General features: G+C 40.8%; 14 protein-coding genes, 1 pseudogene and 1 riboswitch. All 15 genes and pseudogenes read right to left on the reverse strand.

What is annotated here, in order from left to right; genetic code table 11:
• Positions 1-31: 31 nt before the first annotated feature.
• A riboswitch (FMN riboswitch) is annotated at positions 32-157 on the reverse strand.
• Between the two features lie 84 nt (positions 158-241).
• Positions 242-958 carry a pseudouridine synthase gene (locus tag ORH16_RS17385; RefSeq protein ID WP_265460170.1) on the reverse strand — a complete coding sequence of 239 codons (717 nt, stop codon included), beginning with the start codon at positions 956-958 and terminating at the stop codon, positions 242-244.
• Between the two features lie 237 nt (positions 959-1,195).
• Positions 1,196-1,804 (reverse strand): annotated as a pseudogene (scpB, locus tag ORH16_RS17390) (SMC-Scp complex subunit ScpB); the annotation flags it as partial.
• Positions 1,797-2,555, reverse strand: a complete 759-nt coding sequence (locus tag ORH16_RS17395) for a segregation/condensation protein A (RefSeq protein WP_265460171.1) — start codon at positions 2,553-2,555, stop codon at positions 1,797-1,799. The gene ORH16_RS17395 and the pseudogene scpB, both read right to left, overlap by 8 nt.
• Before the next feature lie 35 nt (positions 2,556-2,590).
• On the reverse strand, positions 2,591-3,481 hold the full coding sequence (gene xerD, locus ORH16_RS17400) for a site-specific tyrosine recombinase XerD (protein ID WP_265460172.1): 891 nt from the start codon (positions 3,479-3,481) through the stop codon (positions 2,591-2,593).
• Positions 3,482-3,578: 97 nt separating this feature from the next.
• Positions 3,579-4,070 carry a Fur family transcriptional regulator gene (locus ORH16_RS17405; RefSeq protein WP_265460173.1) on the reverse strand — a complete coding sequence of 164 codons (492 nt, stop codon included), beginning with the start codon at positions 4,068-4,070 and terminating at the stop codon, positions 3,579-3,581.
• A 107-nt stretch (positions 4,071-4,177) separates the two neighbouring features.
• A complete protein-coding gene (locus tag ORH16_RS17410) occupies positions 4,178-5,041 on the reverse strand; it encodes a S1 RNA-binding domain-containing protein (RefSeq protein WP_265460174.1) in 864 nt (287 codons plus the stop codon).
• Positions 5,042-5,058: 17 nt separating this feature from the next.
• On the reverse strand, positions 5,059-5,379 hold the full coding sequence (locus tag ORH16_RS17415) for an AzlD domain-containing protein (protein WP_265460176.1): 321 nt from the start codon (positions 5,377-5,379) through the stop codon (positions 5,059-5,061).
• Positions 5,372-6,079 carry an AzlC family ABC transporter permease gene (locus tag ORH16_RS17420; protein WP_265460177.1) on the reverse strand — a complete coding sequence of 236 codons (708 nt, stop codon included), beginning with the start codon at positions 6,077-6,079 and terminating at the stop codon, positions 5,372-5,374. The genes ORH16_RS17415 and ORH16_RS17420 overlap by 8 nt, the downstream gene beginning before the upstream one ends.
• A gap of 237 nt (positions 6,080-6,316) precedes the next feature.
• Entirely contained in the window at positions 6,317-9,793 is a 3,477-nt protein-coding gene (locus tag ORH16_RS17425; RefSeq protein WP_265460178.1) for a cell division site-positioning protein MapZ family protein, read from the reverse strand.
• A gap of 201 nt (positions 9,794-9,994) precedes the next feature.
• Positions 9,995-11,398, reverse strand: a complete 1,404-nt coding sequence (locus ORH16_RS17430) for a hypothetical protein (RefSeq protein WP_265460179.1) — start codon at positions 11,396-11,398, stop codon at positions 9,995-9,997.
• A 144-nt stretch (positions 11,399-11,542) separates the two neighbouring features.
• The gene (rpoD, locus tag ORH16_RS17435; protein ID WP_265460181.1) at positions 11,543-12,652 is read right to left on the reverse strand and encodes an RNA polymerase sigma factor RpoD; all 1,110 of its coding nucleotides are present in this window, start codon (positions 12,650-12,652) and stop codon (positions 11,543-11,545) included.
• A gap of 25 nt (positions 12,653-12,677) precedes the next feature.
• On the reverse strand, positions 12,678-14,525 hold the full coding sequence (gene dnaG, locus ORH16_RS17440; protein ID WP_265460182.1) for a DNA primase: 1,848 nt from the start codon (positions 14,523-14,525) through the stop codon (positions 12,678-12,680).
• 160 nt (positions 14,526-14,685) lie between these two features.
• Complete coding sequence (locus tag ORH16_RS17445) at positions 14,686-16,977, reverse strand: cation-translocating P-type ATPase (RefSeq protein WP_265460183.1); 2,292 nt, start codon at positions 16,975-16,977, stop codon at positions 14,686-14,688.
• 222 nt (positions 16,978-17,199) lie between these two features.
• Positions 17,200-18,042, reverse strand: coding sequence for a DUF368 domain-containing protein (locus ORH16_RS17450; RefSeq protein ID WP_265460184.1), 843 nt, complete (start codon positions 18,040-18,042; stop codon positions 17,200-17,202).
• A gap of 29 nt (positions 18,043-18,071) precedes the next feature.
• A complete protein-coding gene (locus tag ORH16_RS17455) occupies positions 18,072-18,713 on the reverse strand; it encodes a lysozyme family protein (RefSeq protein ID WP_265460185.1) in 642 nt (213 codons plus the stop codon).
• Positions 18,714-18,754: the final 41 nt, after the last annotated feature.

Here is an 18,754-nt window from a genome sequence, read left to right on the forward strand (position 1 = left end):
GTTATCTGATTAACAATCTAATTCAAATAAGCCCTATCTTCTTTATCCAGACTATACTGTCGGTATCGGAATTACACCGATTCGGCCGCTTTGGTAAAAAGCAGCTCGTGGACTATAACCACCGGTCGGGAATTACACCCTGCCCCTGAAGACGAACCTCGTTCATATTTTATTTGTATTACATATTTAATTATACAAGTTGTCCAAAAAATTACAACCTTTTTGTTTCGAAAAAAGTGAATTATTTCACTTGCTCCTTAAGTTGATTGACTTCTTTATGACTTAATTCGCGAAATTGGCCGGTTTGAACTCCCTTAAGTGTCAGCGGACCGTATTGCTCCCGTTTTAATTTTTGAACGGGAAAACCAACCGCCTGCAGCATATTTTTCACTTGATGGTTGCGTCCTTCATGGATGGTCAACTGCACAATACTCGTACCAGTCTTATGATCGATAGAAATAATATCAAAGCGTGCCGGTGCCGTTTTTTTCCCTTCGATGCACACGCCTCGGGTTAAAGGCATCAAATCTGGCTTAGTTGCAATGCCTTTGACTTTTGCCACATAGACCTTGTCGACCTCATGTTTCGGATGGGTTAATAAATTGGCCAGCTCGCCATCATTGGTTAGTAATAACAATCCGGTTGTATCATAATCCAAACGCCCCACTGGATAAATCCGGCGGGTTTCATCTGGAATCAAATCAGTGACAACCTTGCGCTCTTTGTCATCTGTAACCGACGAGATATAGCCGCGGGGTTTATTTAGTAAATAATAAACGTAATCTTCTTGGGTAATCGGCACCCCATCGACTTCTACTTGATCGCCTTTTGCGACTTGGACACCAAGCTCTGTCACTAATTTGCCGTTAACTTTGACCCGTCCTTGTAAAATATATTCTTCAGCTTTGCGCCTTGAAGCGATACCCGCATGAGCGATAACTTTTTGTAATCTTTCCATATTCATTTTCCTCCTCAGGAATTTTATTGCGTTCTATTTTTATTCTTCCTCAGAAGTTTCTTCAAGTGGGTCAGATTGTAGCTGGTCTTTTTCACTCAATGCTGCCTGATCAGAGTTTGCTGTGTCGAATGCATTGGCTTTGTCCGTAGCCTTTTCTGTGGCATCCTCATCAGCCACATTCTCGGCAATTTCGGTTCCATCGGCTGTAGCAGAGTTTATTTCTGCTACATCAGTGGTAGCTTGTTCATCCTTCACTGCATCCTCTTCATAAGCTAAATCGCTTTTGTTATAGCGTTCAAAGAATAAATCAAAGGGCATCTCTGCCTCCAATTGTTCTTCCATGCCATCAATTGGCGGTAATTCCTCCAAAGATTTTAACGCAAAATAATCCATAAAAAATTCCGTCGTTCCATATAATATTGCGCGCCCCGGGCCCTCCACACGACCTTTTTCTGCAATTAATTGATTCGCTACCAATTTTTGAACGGCTCCGCTGGATTGGACCCCGCGGATTTCATCAATCTGCACCCGGGTAATCGGCTGTTTGTAGGCGATGATCGATAATGTTTCCAAAGCTGCTTGGGATAATTTATTGGAAGCAGGTGATTGAGCATAGCGCTTCAACAGTGGCGACATTTCCTTTTTAGTCGTCAAGATAAAATGATTGCCGGTTTCTAAAATATTCAAAGCACTGTTTTTATTTTCATAATACAACTGTTTCAGCTCGTCTAGGGACTGATAAACATCAGCAGTTTCCATTTCCAATAGATAGCTAAGTTCCTCTAAGCCAATGCCCTCCTCGCCAACGACAAATAGCAGGGCTTCCAAATCTCTTAATTTACTCATTTTCTATACTCCTATCAATCGGAAAAAGGGTAATTTGACTATAATTTCCCGATTGTTCGGCGCGAATCACGCCGCCTTTCATCAATTCCAAAAGGGCCATAAACGTTGTCACAATGTCAGCTTTGGTGAAGCTAGTAAAAAATGTTTCAAATTTCTCACCGGTTTTGGGCACTTGTTTTAACTTGGTTTCAATATAGGCCATCTTTTCTTCTATCGAAATATTATCCGAAGTGATGGTGGTTTCTAACGGTTGTTTTTTCCGACGTTTCTCTAGCATTTGATGGAAGGCAAAGAACAAATCTATCGTATTTAATTGCACCGTTGGCCGCTGATTTGGTTTCTCCTGATAAGAAGAAATATCCGTCGGTTCTTTAGTAAAATACAAACTGCGCTCTTCGGCCTTTTCCGAAAGGACTTCAGCGGCATATTTAAATTTGCGATACTCCAAGAGCTGCGCTACTAAAGCATCCCGCGGATCTTCCCCTTCAACTTCTTCATCGGGATCGATTTCCAGTTCAGGCTTTGGCAGTAACATTTGGCTTTTAATCGCCATCAAAGTTGCCGCCATCACGATATACTCGCCAGCCAGTTCCAATTCTAAGGTCTTCATCGTATGAATGTAATGCATATATTGTTCCGTCACCTCGGCAATCGGAATATCATAAATATCAATTTCAAACTTTTTGATTAAATGCAAAAGCAGATCCAGAGGACCTTCAAATACATCTAATTTTACTTTTATTTCTTCCACAGTAAACTCCTTTTGGGCTTGGGACTATTGCACTTTCAAGCCCGCGGAAAATATTCTTTATAAACATCTGTCATCCGTTTTTTGGTAATATGCGTATAAATTTGCGTTGTAGAGATATCAGCATGACCTAACAACTCCTGTACCGTCCGTAAATCAGCTCCATTTTCCAGTAAATGCGTAGCAAAACTATGGCGTAAAGTATGGGGAGTGACTGTTTTCGTGATGCCCGCCTCCCGTACTAGAGCCTTCAAATTTTTCCAAATACCTTGCCGCGATAACCCAGTTCCATGACTGTTCACGAAAAGAAAAGTTTCATCGGGATGTTTTTTGGTCAAGAGCGGGCGAGATTCCTGCAAGTAGCGCTCCACCCAGTGAATCGCATAATCCCCTAATGGAATAATTCTTTCCTTATCGCCTTTACCAATCGTCTGAATTAAGCCCATCGCCAAATGTAAATTACCTAAACGTAGGCCAATTAATTCACTCACCCGCAAACCGGTTGCATACATTACTTCTAAAATGGCCCGGTCACGAATTCCTAATGTTTTGGTTGTATCCGGCGTTTCAATCAACCGTTCAACCTCTTCGATACTAAGAGTATTGGGTAATTTTTGATTTTTTTTCGGTGAATCAATGTGCTGCATCGGATCGTGATCGACAAAACGCTCCTGCCGCAAAAATTGATGAAAACGCCGCAAGGTCGACACCATTCGTGTAATCGAAGCCGCAGCCAAACCATCTTCTTTTAATTTTTGCAAAAAATCCAGCACCACAAAGCGGTCAACCGCTGACCAAGTCGAAATGTTTCTATCCTGCAGGAACTGATAATAATGCTGCAAATCTCGTTGATAACTGACACGAGTATTCAATGACAAGCCTCGTTCAATCGTCAAATACTGCAAATAATCTTTGATCTGATCTTCCAATGCCTTCACCACCTTCAACCTTTCCATTTTAGCAAAAAAAAGCCAAAAAAAATAGCACCCTCAACGATTTGTCGGCAAATAAAAACATCTGCCTGAATTAGACAGATGCTTCTTGAGTTTTTGCAGCTAATTTCGCTGCTGCTTGTTTTTGCTGGCAATCTTGACAAATGCCGTGAAAGGTTAGCCGATGATCTTTCACAAGAAAATGAAAACGCTCCTCGACAATCTGTTCAACACCTAAAAGTAAATCTTCTTCCACCTCTTCAATATTTCCACATTCTAAACATAAAAGATGATGATGGAAATGTTGGGCGCCCTCTTTTCGTAAATCATAGCGGGCCAATCCATCATTGAAGCTGACTTTATCGACAATTTTTAAATCCGTCAAAATTTCTAAAGTCCGATAGACGGTCGCTAAACCAATCTCAGAATTTTTTTGTTTAACTAAAAAATAAATTTCTTCGGCAGACATATGATCTTTTTCATTTTCAAGAAGTACCAGTAAGGTGGCTTCTCGCTGAGGAGTCAACTTAAAGCCCGATTCATGCAATTGTTTTTTGGTTTTTTTCAAGGCTAATGCTGTATTCATCTTTCTCCTCCGGTTTCCAGATTATAATCATTTTAATTAAAACTAAATAATCTCGTTGATAGATTAAAACAATTATAAAATAACCACCAAGAAATAGCAAGCGATTCTCAATTAGATTTTTCAATTAAAATAGTAAAACCGTCTTCTTGTTTGATTTTTTTATTCTTCAATAAATTGCCAATAGCCCGCTTGAATTGGCCTTTGCTGATACCAAAGGTTTGCTTAATTTCTTCGGGATCAGATTTATCGGTAAAAGGAATTCGTTTTTCTGCAGAGCGCTCTAAGACAACCAAAATCATGGCCGCGTCATCACTAATGGTTTCATGAGCCCGCGGCTTTAAGGACATGTTTAAAACACCATCCGGGCGCACACCAATTACTCGACCTTCCACCACCTGACCCAAGCGGGGTTCAGTAAAGCGTTCTGAGGGATGAACAAAACCGATATAAAAATCATCAGTTAGCAAATAGCTGCCGATTAATTTCAAACGATAGATAGTTCCTTTAATGTCTTTATTTTTCAGCTCCTCGGTTCCCCGACGACTCATTGCGGTAAACATTTTCTCCTCAGCTAGTGTAGCCCAGATGCGGTCTTTGACATCGACTGTTAAACCGACCATTAAACGATCACCAGTTTTGGGCCATAATTCCCGCATCGTTGGCAGCTCGTCTAAGGAAACAACTACGTCTTTATCAGGTAAGCCAATATCCACAAAGGCCCCTAAATCTTTTCTTGTACCCGTCACTTCGCCAAAGGCATATTTTCCAATGCCGGCAGCCGGAATTTTTGTCGTGATTGCTGCTTGATGCTTTTGATTAATAAAACCAAAGCCCTCTACTGCATCCCCAAGTTGATGGGTGCCTTCTTTTTTATCTAATTGAAACGTCATCCCATTTTTTTGTAGAAAATAATAGTCTTCATTTTCATCGGTAATCAGACCAGTGAAAACCGTTGCTAACAATTCGTTCATTTTTAATCCTCCGCTTTTTATAAAATAAATCTCAATAAGGCAATCGTCACAATCCCGACAATTACCGTTTTCATCAAATCCTTAGTCCGCATTGCAACAATTAAGGTCGGCAGACAAGCCAGAAATTCTAAGCCCTTCAAGCCTGGAAAGGCGCCTTCTCGATAATCTAGAACACTTTGTAGCAACAACGCTGTTAAAATACATAGGGGCAGGTAGCTTAAAAATCTTTCCAGCCAGTTGGGGAAGACCATTTTTTTAGAAATGACAAATGGCACAATCCGTGGTATCCAAGTTACTATACAACAGCCCACCAGCATAATCAAAAAGTAATTACTCATCGCCTGTCACCGTCCCTACTAAACAACCGATTAAAGTCGCTAAAATGACAGCTAATTCTGCTGAGACAAAGGCCATCGCCACATATAAACTAACACAAACAACTAAAATAATCATCAAAGTTTGTTTAGTTTTTTGTTTGAGGGGTGTTACCGCCTGCAGGGCAAACAAGCCGACAAACATTGCAGTTAAGGCAAAGTCCAAGCCTAATATTTCTGGATCAGGTAAAATCCCCCCCAAAAAGCCGCCTAAGCCGGTTGCTAAAATCCAAGCTAAATAGGCTGTGACATTTAATCCATTGGTCCAGGCTACTGAAACCTGATTGCCTTTATTGATGACCGTTGCCAAAACGCCATAAGACTCATCTGTCAACAAAGTCCCGATGCCGATACTTTCTATCAATGGGGCCTTTTTAAAATGATTGGCCACCGACATGCTCATCAAAAAATGTCGCAGATTCACTAAAAAAGTCGTTAAAATGATAGCTAAAACCGGTGTCTGCAGTGCCAGCATGCCACTAATGATAAATTGAGCACTGCCTGCGTAAATAAAAACCGACATCAGCATAATTTCCATGACGGATAAACCGACACCTTTTCCGACGACGCCAGCGGCAATCCCAATGCCGATGTAGCCTAAAACAGTTGGCAGACAATCTTTAATCCCCTGTTGAAACGTTTGATACTCCTTTGTTATCTCCATTCAAACAACCTTCTTTTTTCCGTTATTTCCATATATTACCGAAGAAAGATGGCGTGTGCAAGAAAAAAACGGCTAGGTTTTGGAAAAGAAAAGACCGCAGCATTAGCCAAGACAACAGATAATAACCAATTGATCCATTCACTCGGGCTGTCCACTTCCTTCAAAGTAAGAACATCCATAAGCAGCATTTGCGTTAGCTATCTGTTTTGACTAATGTCACGATCTTTAAACTTATATTTAATTCACTCTGGTGTTCGGGCCACCAGGACCATTTCCTTTAAACCAACTTGTTTTACAGTTAACTGTTACTAGATAGGTTCTAGAACCGTTACTTTCAACACGATAAAGATTATAAAAACCATCGCCATCAACAATTAAGGCCGGTTCGAAAGCGTAATTATCCCCACTGAAATAGCCTCTTTCACGGCAGACATTTAAAACTTTTTCTTGAATGCCACTACCCCAAGTCCATGCACTATCTGTTGTATTGGCAATGTCAGCCGGATTGGATTCGACAATCGGTTGACCATTATCATTCATCACAAAGCCAACTAAAGCTCCGCCATCACCAACTGTATAAGAGGTATTCCCGGAATAAGAAGGTGTGCTTGCTGCATTTGAGCCGCTAGCTGAGCTTGAACCAGAACTACCACTGCTTGAGCCAGAGCTTGTAGAGCCGCCAGAGGTTGAACCACTATCACTTTCTGTTGAACTGTTGCCACCTGAAGTCGAACCAGTATCACTAGCTGCACTGTCATTACTATCGCCTTCATTTGTTGCGTCATTTAAAGCGGTGTTTACTTCTTCCAATTGGCTCAATAAATCTGTCACTAACTCTTGATTTTGAACGGCTGCTACAGCTGCTGCAGCATTGTTGAACTGTTCAGTTGTGGCTCCACTGACGACTGCGCCATCAGCATAGACAACTGCCACTGCTTGAATAGCTGCCTGTAGGGTTTGATATTGACTGTTAGCTTCAGCTAAAGCTTGATTCAATAACGTACTCAAACCATCTGTTTCGCTAGCTTCGGTGACCGTAATCGGACTATTGGAAGCGAGTAAAGGATTTTCAGTCAAAGCATCACCATTAATAATTGGCGTGGTGAATAAATTATTGATACTGCGAATGCTGGTAACTTTTTCTGATAGTTGCTCATAGTCAGCAACTAAATCGCTGTAGCGATCTGAGTTATCGTATTCATCAATGCTTGCTTTTAAGCTATCTAAATCATTGCTGACCATCTCAGGATTGATAAATACTTGGCTATCATCGGTATAATAATCTGCCACTTGCGTTTCCAAGTCATCAATTGCATTGGTAATCGATTCTTGAGTGGCTTGCTCTTGATTAGCTGCATTTTGCTGATACGCATAGCCAGCACCGATTGCTCCTAATAAAACAACTGCCGCAACTCCAGCATAGATCCATTTTTTACGATTAGAACTGCTCGTACGTTTAGAAATGGCATCCTCAGCAACAGTCTCAGAGACTTTGTGCTTAGGTTGTTTATCAGAACTCTCGCTAGCTTTGCCCATTTTCTCGACTTTACGCTCAGAATCAGCTCCCCGTTCAGGGAAAACTGATTTTACTGGTGCCGAGCTTGGCTTTTGCGGTGTTTCTTCTGTTTCAATTGGTGTTGGTGTCGCATCATCCATTGGCTGTTGCGCAGCTGCCTCAGCTTTAGCCTGCTCTCTAGCTATACGAGCTTGTTCCCGCTCTGCTGCAATCCGGGCATCCTCTGCTTCTTTTTCTTGAATCAACCGTTCAAATTCTTTTTCACGTTTAACGGTCTCAGCATTTTCGACGGCTTGAGCTACTCGTTCAACCTTGGCTTTTTCTGCTTCCTCTGTTGCCTTTTTAGCCGCTGCTTCTTTGGCAGCAATTTCGGCTAACTCAGCCTCTACTTTAGCTTTTTCGATTTCCAATTCTTTTTCGCCAAAAACTGGCAGCTTGTCTTTAATTGAAAACTTAGGTGCTTGTGCTTGATCTGCTGAAGTTTCTGACTCATTAGTTGTCGACTCTTCTTGCGTTTTTTCAGATGAGACGGGCGCAACCTCATCGGTATCAGATAAATCTTGGATATTCACCTGTAAATTATTATCTGTTTTCTTCGCTGAATTATCACTTGTTAGTTCATTGCTCTCATCTTGAGGAGGTTCAACTGCTGAATTTTGTTCAGAAGATTCGCTTGCTTCACTCGCTTCTATTGCAGAGTTCTCAGTTTCAGCAGCTACTTCACTATTTTGCTCATCGCTGTCATCTATAGCTGAACCTACTGAATTACCCTTCTCAATCGAGGTAGAACTTTCTTCTGTTACTTCTTGAACATCCTTATTTTCAGTCATTTCTACTGCTTGACTGTCATTGTCTGTCTCATTAACTTCTACAATCTCTTCTCTACTAATTTCGGTAGCACCTGAAAGAGAGCTGAATTGTTCTTTTTCAGACACTTCTTCATTAAGGCTATCTTCTAAGCTATTTTTGCGATTTTGAGCCGCTTGCTCTTCTTCAATCTCTGCAACTTCTTCGGCAGTATATTCATGGCGATGTTCCTTCATATACTGGGCCAAGATATGATTTGCTGAATCCTCTTCGGTGTCCTGCTCGCTTTGTCGTAATTGAGCTTGGGCGACAATTTCTTTGGCTGTCAGTTTTTTAGGCTTCGCTGATGTTTTGTCTGCTTTTTTTGCCTCTGATTTTGTGCCCCGTTTTTCCAGATTGGTAGTTTCTTCGGTCTCTTCCTCAACAGGAGTCTCTGGAGTAAATTTACTTAAGCCATTTTCATTAGCAGCGGATTCTTTGGTCTCAGCATCATTTAAGTCTTCATCAAGAATTTCTTTGACAGACCCAATCGGCATTTCTTCAAATTCAGACCATTGAATATCATCGTTAATCGGTGTTTCTTTCATTTCAGTATCTTTGTCTGAATTAGGCTTGTCTGGTGCTTTTTGCTCAAGGTTATCTTGGGCAGCATTTGTATCAGTCACGGATGCATCAATTTTATTTTTGTCGTTCTTATCAGCAGCTGTTTTGCTTTCTTCTATCTTCAATTCTTCTGAAGTCTTCCCTGCTTTTTTCTTTTTCTTCTTACTCATCTGGCGGAGTTCACCTTCTTTTTGATTTTCTACTGTATTTTTTTCACTATATTCTACTTGCTCCCCACCAAACAAGCCGGGGGGATTGGTTTGAATGACATCCGCTTTTTCTCTTCTATCTGCTTCTTCGGCAAAAAGAGTTGGCGGATAAAGCTTGCGTTTAACTGGCAGTCTGTTTACCGGCAGATGCTCAAACAATGCTTTTTGAGCGGAAATCATCTGAGCAGCCAAGGTAATATCTGCTTCATTATGTACCAAATCAACTTTTTCTGATTCTTTTAATTCCCTTACTTTTTGCCCATCAGAAGAGTTTACTAATGGTCGATTGCCTACTCGTTTATGAGGGTTGATTGTGATTTTCTCAGGTAAATCAGCAGGCTCTTTATTTTGCAGACTATTTAATGAACTGCTGGCTTGAATCAGATCGGTATCTGACCAAGAGATTTGATCCGGAGTTGACGCTGGTTCATTCACTGCTGGAGCGGCTGGCTGGATTTCGCTGAGGCTATCCTCGTCATCCGCTGCCGCTAATTCCCATAAAGGATAGCCACAAATCGGACAGTAAGCTAAATCGCCAGAATATTCATAACCACAGGCTGGGCAATAATTATCCTGCAACACTATGCGCTCCCCTCATCACTAATTTTTAATGTAGCATAGTTTTTCCAGTCTATAAAGTTGCTTTAAGATTATTTAAAAAAGACCTTCTTTGCTGCATTTGAAAAAATATCCAAAAGAAAAACCAGAAAACTCCTGGAAGCCTACTGGTTCATCCATAGATATTAAACAGTATAACATTTTTTTAATGGATAAAAAATGTTACCGTGAAAATTTGAAGAACTTGATTAAATCTTTAATACCGCTAGTCAAAGCGATGACCAATGGAACAATTAAAACAATTAGAATAATCAGTAAAATCCCATTGGAAATACTAAGCATCCAAGTAACATCTAAATAACCCCATTGTTGACTTAATAGCAATAATTCAGAGGTGAAATGAGATAGGATAAAATATTGCAACGCTAAAATTCCCGCAGCAATCACAAACATCAGCATCACATTCAACAATAGATTGTTAACAATCGCTAAATGAACTCCACCACTGGCTGCTTCAATCTCTTCAATCCAATCTTCCTCATCTGAAGAAAGTGCCTGCTCATCTGACTCATTACCTACATACTCCTCCACCATCGCCTCAATTTTTGTGGCAGCTGGCTGTTGGGTAGTAGACTCAGCTGCTATCAACGAAGTGTTTTCTGAAGATGAGGATTGTTGAGTTAAGGCTAACTTTTCTTTTTCAGCCTGTAACAAGGCTTCAATGACTGCTAATTCTTCTAAGATTCGGGAAATAGTTCCTGCTGTTATCTCAGGCTCTGCTACCACTGCCTCACCTGATAGAACCTCTGATAAACCATTGGGAGCTTCGACTGGTTCAATAGAATCATCTGTTGGCTCTTCTTTTGAACTATCCGCAGCTGTTTCCTCAGTTGAAGCGACAGCTTCATCTGAAATTTCTTCAGTGATTTCAGACTCATTAGCCTCTGTGGATTCGTCATCCTCATCAACATCATCTGCAACTATCGCCATCTCTGCTGAATCTTCAGCTGCCTCAACTTGAGTTTCCTCATCAGAATTATCAACTTCAGTTGTTATATTTACAAGTTCAGAAGCTGAGGCTTCATCTGTTTCTGGTTCTGACGCTTCTACAACACTTTCTTCTGAATCAATCAAATCAGTATCTGCTTTAATTGTTGCCTCTGTTTGCTCTTCAGCTAACCCATCATCATCTGATGCTGCACTGGTGTCCTCCTCAAAAAAGTCCTCTGTCAAAGAGTTAGAATCCACTTCTGTTGAAGTAGCCATTTCTTCAATGGCAATAGCTGTACTCGAATTATTGTTTTCCTTCGCTAACTCTTGTTTTTTCCAAGGTAAAATGACGCTCTCTTGGATTATATCGGCATTGGAAACTTCTTCAATTTCTGCAGGCTCGGCCATCATTTCCCCAAAGCCAGCTGGAAAAGCAAAGATTACTTGACCGCTGTTGGCAATCGGTTCTTCGCGATTTATAATATTTTCGGGAATCTCTTCATCAGAAATTCCAGCATTGGGATGATTGGTTCCGCTGGTTCCCCGCAATTGAAAGCCGCAATTTGGACAGTAATCCAATAATTCTAGATTTACATAGCCGCATTTTGGACAAACTGCATCTACCAATAAACTCACCCTTTCTTTACTACTTGTTATTATTATAAATTTATCATAAAGCCGGCTGACTTCCAACTGATTTTCATGACTTTCTCAACTTTTTGCCAGAAAAGTAAAAAACCTGAATGCTTTTTAACATTCAGGTCATTGAAAATAATCATTTTATTCTAAAAAGTCTCGTAATTGTTTAGAACGAGATGGATGGCGCAATTTCCGCAACGCTTTCGCTTCAATTTGACGAATCCGTTCTCTAGTCACACCGAAAACTTTGCCGACTTCTTCTAAGGTTCTCGTCCGGCCGTCATCTAAACCAAAACGCAAACGCAGCACGTTTTCTTCACGGTCTGTTAAGGTGTCTAAGACATCTTCTAATTGTTCCTTCAATAATTCATAGGCAGCATGTTCTGCTGGACTGGTTGCTTCCTGGTCTTCAATGAAATCACCTAAATGAGAATCATCTTCTTCACCAATTGGCGTTTCTAATGAAACTGGCTCTTGGGCAATTTTCAAAATTTCCCGAACTTTTTCAGTCGGCAAGTCCATTTCAGCACCGATTTCTTCTGGTGTTGGTTCCCGGCCTAAGTCTTGCAATAATTGCCGTTGAATCCGAATCAATTTGTTGATGGTTTCCACCATATGCACAGGAATCCGAATCGTCCGTGCTTGGTCGGCGATTGCCCGGGTGATGGCTTGGCGAATCCACCAAGTTGCATACGTCGAAAATTTGAAGCCTTTACGGTAATCAAATTTTTCAACGGCCTTCATCAGACCCATATTTCCTTCTTGAATTAAATCAAGAAATTGCATACCACGACCGACATACCGCTTGGCAATACTAACTACTAGGCGCAAGTTAGCTTCAGCTAAACGTTGTTTTGCTTCTTGGTCGCCTTCTTCAATCTTCAAGGCTAAGGCAACTTCTTCTTCTGCATTTAACAGAGATACCCGACCAATTTCTTTTAAATACATCCGCACTGGGTCGTTAATTTTAACGCCAGTCGGCGCAGATAAATCTTCTTGTTGGGCCTTTTCGGCTACTTTTTCATCTTTTTTCAAGCTGTGGGTTGAAGGGTCGCCATTTTCATCAACAACACTGATGCCGGCATCTTCAACTTGTTGAATCAGCTTGTCCATTTCCTCAGCACCTAGTGAATAAGGTGTAGCCAATTGGTTGGTTAGTTCATCATAAACTACTTGACCTTTTGGTTTGTTCTCTTTAATAAATTTGGACAGTGCTTTTTCATAGGTTAATTTTTTTGTTTCTTCAGCCATCTAAAAAGGGCCCCTTTCAAAAGCATTACGCTTGCTTTAATTGTTTAATCAAATTAAATATTTCAATCTGCAATTCCACTTCCAACTGCCGGTTGCCTTTTTGGCTGGCTTCTTGCTGCTGTCGTTTTTTTTGATTGATTTCATCAGCAATGCTAGCCTTGGCAATCACCTGCAAAAGATCGTGAATTTCTTGGGGAGAACTTTCCTCCGACAGATTGAGATAAGCAATTTCAATGGCGAACTGTTTCAGTTGCGGGTCCTTTAAAAAATCTAAAAAATCAGCAAAGACAAACTCATGAACAGTTGCCAGATAACCTTCTAATAAAACATATAATTCTTGATAACTATCATGGGCAAAATGAAACTCAACTTGGCTCAACTGCCTACGCACTGTAATCTCATTGAACAAGCGATATAAGAGCATCTGCTCGGCTTTTTCCACTTGGCTCAGTTTCTTTTTAGGCGCTGCGGTGACTGTTGGCAGCTCATCTGGAACTGAGTATTGCTCTACTTGAACTTGCCGTCGCTGCTCTTGTCGTTGCGTTTCCTTCAATAAGCGCAGCTGCTGTTGCAAGGTATCCCGCCCTAGATTAAATTCCTGGGCCAATTGCGTCAGATAGCGATCTTGTTCAATTGGAGAGGAAACTTCGACTAGTGCTGTCAACACATCTTCAATATATTCCAGCTGTTCCTTTTCATTTTGCATATTGCGATTGTGGCGCAAATAATTTTTCTTAAAGGTAAAAACCGTTTCCTGACCGTGTAATAAAACTTCAGCCAAGGCCTCGTCGCCATACTTTTTGCGATACTCATCCGGATCAAGCTTTTCTGGCAAACTAACAATCGTCACATCTAGACGGCTATTACTTTGCAGCAATTGAATCCCACGATTGGTCGCTTCGACACCTGCAGCATCCCCATCATAGGCGATGACTACCTGTTTAGCGACCCTTTGAATCCCGGCAATCTGTTGATTTGTCAAGCTAGTCCCCATTGATGCAATGCCATTTTTGACACCGCTTTGCCACGCTGAAATAACATCCATAAAGCCTTCAAATAAAAAAACAGTCTGGGTTTTACGAATGGTTGGTCGCGCTGCAGCAAAATTATAGAGGACGTCCCGCTTGTTAAATAAGACTGTTTCCGGGCTGTTTAAATACTTTGGCTGATCTTCACCGGAAAAATCTTCCGTCGGCAGTAATCTGCCGGAAAAGCCAATCGTGCGTCCTTGAAAGTCTTGAATGGGAAACATAATACGCTGGTAAAAGCGGTCTAAAAAGTTGCCATCACTTTGTTGGACAAATAGACCTGAGGCTTCTGACAATTGCGGATCTATGGTTTCATTTTCAAAAATTTTTGCTAAAAAAATCCGCTGCAAAGGGGCAAATCCTAACTTAAAATCCGTGATTAACTCTTTGGTTAAGCCACGTTGATACAAATATTCCAACGCCTCTGCGCCGGCTTTCGTGTTCATCAACATGTGGTGATACAATTCTTGTGCTTTTTCATGAAGCTCAATTAATTGTCGTTGCTGTGAATTTTGGGTGTCTTCCCTTGGAGTGGCCTGCTGCCATGCTTGATCAATTGGAAGGTTCTCTAATTCGGCAACTTTCACGACTGCTTCAGGAAAACTCAATCCTTCGATTTCCTGAATAAAGCCAAACACATTTCCGCCTTTACCACAGCCAAAGCAGTGAAATATCTGTTTGTCCTCCGCCACTGAAAAGGATGGTGATTTTTCATTGTGGAAAGGACACAATCCGAGATAATTCTTCCCTGATTTTTTTAACTGGACATATTGTCCAATCACTTCGACGATATTAGTTTTTTGCCGAATTTCATCGATTTTGGCATCAGGTATTCGACTTGCCATACTTTCACCTCCAATGTTTGGAAATGATGCAACCTATGACTTGAAAAATCGCACCAATCTGAAATCAGCGCGATTTAAAAATGAACATAGATATACATTATTATTCTATCACAATCATGGTGTTTTTCCAAACCGATTGACTGCTTTTTTTAACAAAGTATTAGATTTTGGTTATTTTCCAAATAATCAGCCGTAAAATAGCATTTAAGACCATCATAATAGCAAATATCGGTAGCGTGGTCATCGTTAGGAAACCAATTTCCAAAACCGAATGAAATAACATAGCGGCTACATAAATTCCCACCACCGTCGTACTCGCTAAGAAAATACGCAATGGATTAAATGGCAGGCAGGCCTTAATCACAGCTAAACAGCTAATTCCAATTAACAGATAATACATCAACGTTGTTGTGTCTAATTGACTCCAACCATTCCCTTGCCCTATTAGATAAATGGTCACCACATTCAAAATGACCAATAAAGCGTTAGGCAAAGCCGACTTTAAGGCTGTCGTTAAAAATTTACCATTGATACGGCGTTTATCCTCTTCAAAGGACAGGAAGAAGGAAGGATAGCCTTCAATCGCCAAATCAATCAAAGTAATTTGAATGGGAATAAAAGGAAAAGCAATGGCTGTCAGTCCGCAAATTATCGAGAGAATGAAGGAATAAATCGTCTTGATAAAGAAAATCCCTGAGACTTTGGTGACATTGTTAACTACCCGGCGACCTTCAAAAAGCACTTGAGGCAGCATAGTAAAATCAGAATCCAACAAAACTAAATTGGAAATTTGGCGTGTTGCGCCATCACCTTCTGCCATGGCGATGCTGACATCGGCTTCTCTAAGCGCCAAGACATCATTAACACCATCACCAGTCATGGCAACAGTCCGGCCTCGGTCCTTTAATTCCTGCACTAAAAGCTTTTTCTGTTGCGGCGTTACTCGCCCAAAAACTGTATAGTAAGTGGCAGCTTTTCTGACCTCATTGTCCGTTTGACAAGTTGATAAATCAATATAATTCTCGTAATTTGGCAAACCGGCACGACGAGCGATATTGGAGACTGTTACGGGATTATCCCCGGAAATAACTTTTAAGTCGACTCCTTCTGCATGGAGATAAGCCAAAGTTTCTTCGGCATTTTGACGGATGACATCTTCAATTTCAAAAATGGCTAACGGCTCGAGATGCTCAAAATTTTCCTGCAACTTTTGATTGGGAGCAATTGCCAACATTAAAATTCGGTAGCCTTCTTTTTGAGCGGCGACAATTTCTGGAAATTCTTGCTGAGGGACTAATTTCTCTGGCGCCCCTAAGTAAATAGTTCCAAGCTCCCTAAATTCCATAGCTCCCCATTTGCGCTCTGAAGAAAAGCCGAGCTTTTCGCCGGCACCATAACGATTCGAGACTGAAAAATAATCCCGCAGCGCCTGCATGGTGACATTATTATCTGTCGATTCGGCTAAATAGCTGCCGATAATTGCCGACAGCTGGTCTTCATAGACTGGATGCAACGGTCGAACATGCTCAACACGCATCCGCCCCTCGGTAATTGTGCCGGTTTTATCCAAGCATAGTGTATCGACATGAGCTAGTGTCTCAACAGCATACATGTCCTGCACTAAAATTCTTTTTTTGGCCAACTTGGTCACACCAGTAGTCAAAGCAATACTAATAAGTAAAACAAGTCCCTTTGGCAGCATTCCCAATAAAGCGGCGGCCGAGACAACCACTGAATCTTTAATACCGCTGTCCCGTAAAAAGAAAGCTTCAATAAATAATAAAATCCCTAAAGGAATAATGACAAAGCTCGTAAAACGGGAGACTTTTCTAATTGAGCGAACCAATTCAGAATCCAATGGTTTATGGACCTTGGCTTCATTAGCAAGCTTCATAGCATAATTATCTAGGCCGACGTGAATCACTTTAGCTGTTAAACTACCGCTGGCTAAAAAACTACCGGATAAAAGTTCATCGCCAGTGTGTTTAACCACCAAATCCGCTTCACCGGTTAATAACGATTCATTGGCCTCTCCTTGACCATCTAAAACTTCGAGGTCAGATAAAATTTCATCCCCTGCCTTCACCAAAACTACATCATCTAAAACCAGTTCACTGGAATCAATTGATGTCACTTGGCCATCTCGAATCACCTCAACACCCTGCTTTGAGACAATTGACAATTTTTGGACCATATTACGGGCATGGATTTCTTGATAAATTCCAATGGTGATATTGACTAAAATAATCACCAGATAAAACATATTGGAATAAGCCCCTACAAAAAATAGACAAATCCCGATTAAAATATTCAGCAAATTAAAGAGGGTTAAAATATTATCAGAAAAAATGGCTTTTGTTGATTTGCTGGCATTTTCCGTGTGATTATTTTGCAGCCCCTGAGCTTGACGCTGGGCGACCTCCTGAGCTGTTAAGCCAGTTTCATTTTGCATGTCGATTCCTACTTTCCAAATTATCAGTATCCAGTCTACCACGGCAGCAAAGAAACTCAAGAAATAATCAGCTCATTTTCAGAAATTTTATAAAAACTTTTTTCTTTTGTGAATCAAACGCTTTAGAACATTAACTATCTAGTCTTTTCCATAAAAAATACGCCGAAAGCAATTAAGCTCCGGCGTAAAAATAATTTTAAATTTTTATTCAAACGAAAAACTTTATTTGTATTTTTCTTCTAGACTACTCATCCACCAGCCTAATGCTGCTCCTGCAACACACAGGGCAAAGCATGCAAGATAGCCCATGATGCCCATTCCACTGTAATTCGTCGGAATAATCATCACTGTTGAGGCGAAGACCACCCCTAAAATGAAATGAAATAGCTTTGCATAAGCCTTGCTGAAAATATAATCCATCACTTTTGACAGTCCTAGCACACAAACAAGCCCACCAATTGCTAATGGCACAATCACGCCGAAATCCATCGTCTTAAAGCCATCACTCATGGCGGTGTACATGCCCATGTAAACTAAAAAATTAGATGGGCTCAAGCCGGGAACAATCATTCCTAAGCCAATCAAGCCACCGGCAATCATCCAAGTGAAAAAGTTTTGATCGACTCGGCCGCCGAAAAGGTCTGCCCCAAATAAAAGGAAGATAAAAGCCACCACAAAGGTAATCGCCATCAAAATCGTATCCCCTTGGCTGCGGCCTTCTTTACCGGCTTCTTTCCAAAGAGCCGGCACTGTTCCTAAAATACAGCCGACGAAAAACCAAAGAATTGGCGTTTCATAATTCGTCAATAAAAAACTGATTGGAAACGAGAGTAAAAAGACACCGGTCACTCCGCCGATACCGACAGGAATAAAATACAAAACATTTTCTTTAAAGTTTCTGGTTAAATGGGCTAGAAACGAAATCATTCGTTCATAGATGCCAAAGACTGCCGCTAGCGCACCCCCACTAACTCCTGGCAAAATAAAGCCCGATCCAATAAACATCCCTTTGACAAAACGTAGTAGCCAGTCTTTTAAAGAAGACTGGTCCTGTGATTTTTCCATTTTTCTCCACCTATCCTAAATTTTAATTATTACCCAAAAATTGACTCGTAAAATTCAATCAGCTTTTGATTGTCTTGGACAATTTGGCTGTAAAAGAAATTCCCACCGTTACTGTATAGATAGCCGCCATTATACAAAATTGCCTGCCATTTATAATAACGATAAGTTTCAGCAGTCTGATTTCCTAAAAGAGGCGTTAAAACCTCCCGAGAATAAGTCTCAGCCAAGCTAACAGTGCTGGTGCCGCCGTTTTCACTAACATAGGCAATGTAATCATGTCCAAAATTATAAGACTGAATCGCTGTTGACAGATTGTCGCCGGCAGCCTCAGTCGTCTCAATGGCGCCAGACAAGTAACTAATCCCCTGCTCGATGCTATCTGCTTGTGTATTAATTGAATCGGGTTCTCCTGATAAACTTTCTGAACTCTGCATCAAATCTGTGCCACTGCCTTTAGACTCCGTATAAATAATCGCCAAAATCAATGTCTCATGATCACTGATACCATATTGACTAGCCAGCGTTTCAACTTCTGGTCGGAAACTTTCCACCCGTTTGATAATCGTATATGTCCGATAACCAATAAACAAAGCTACTAATAGACTAACTAAAATAATTAATTTTATCAACATAAAAAGGCAACCTAATGGGCCTCGACGTTTTTTTCGCATAATTTCCATCCTTTTTTTCAAGGTTTTTCTATCATACCGAA

It is taken from the genome of Enterococcus sp. HY326 (assembly GCF_026157065.1).
GTDB lineage: Bacteria > Bacillota > Bacilli > Lactobacillales > Enterococcaceae > HY326.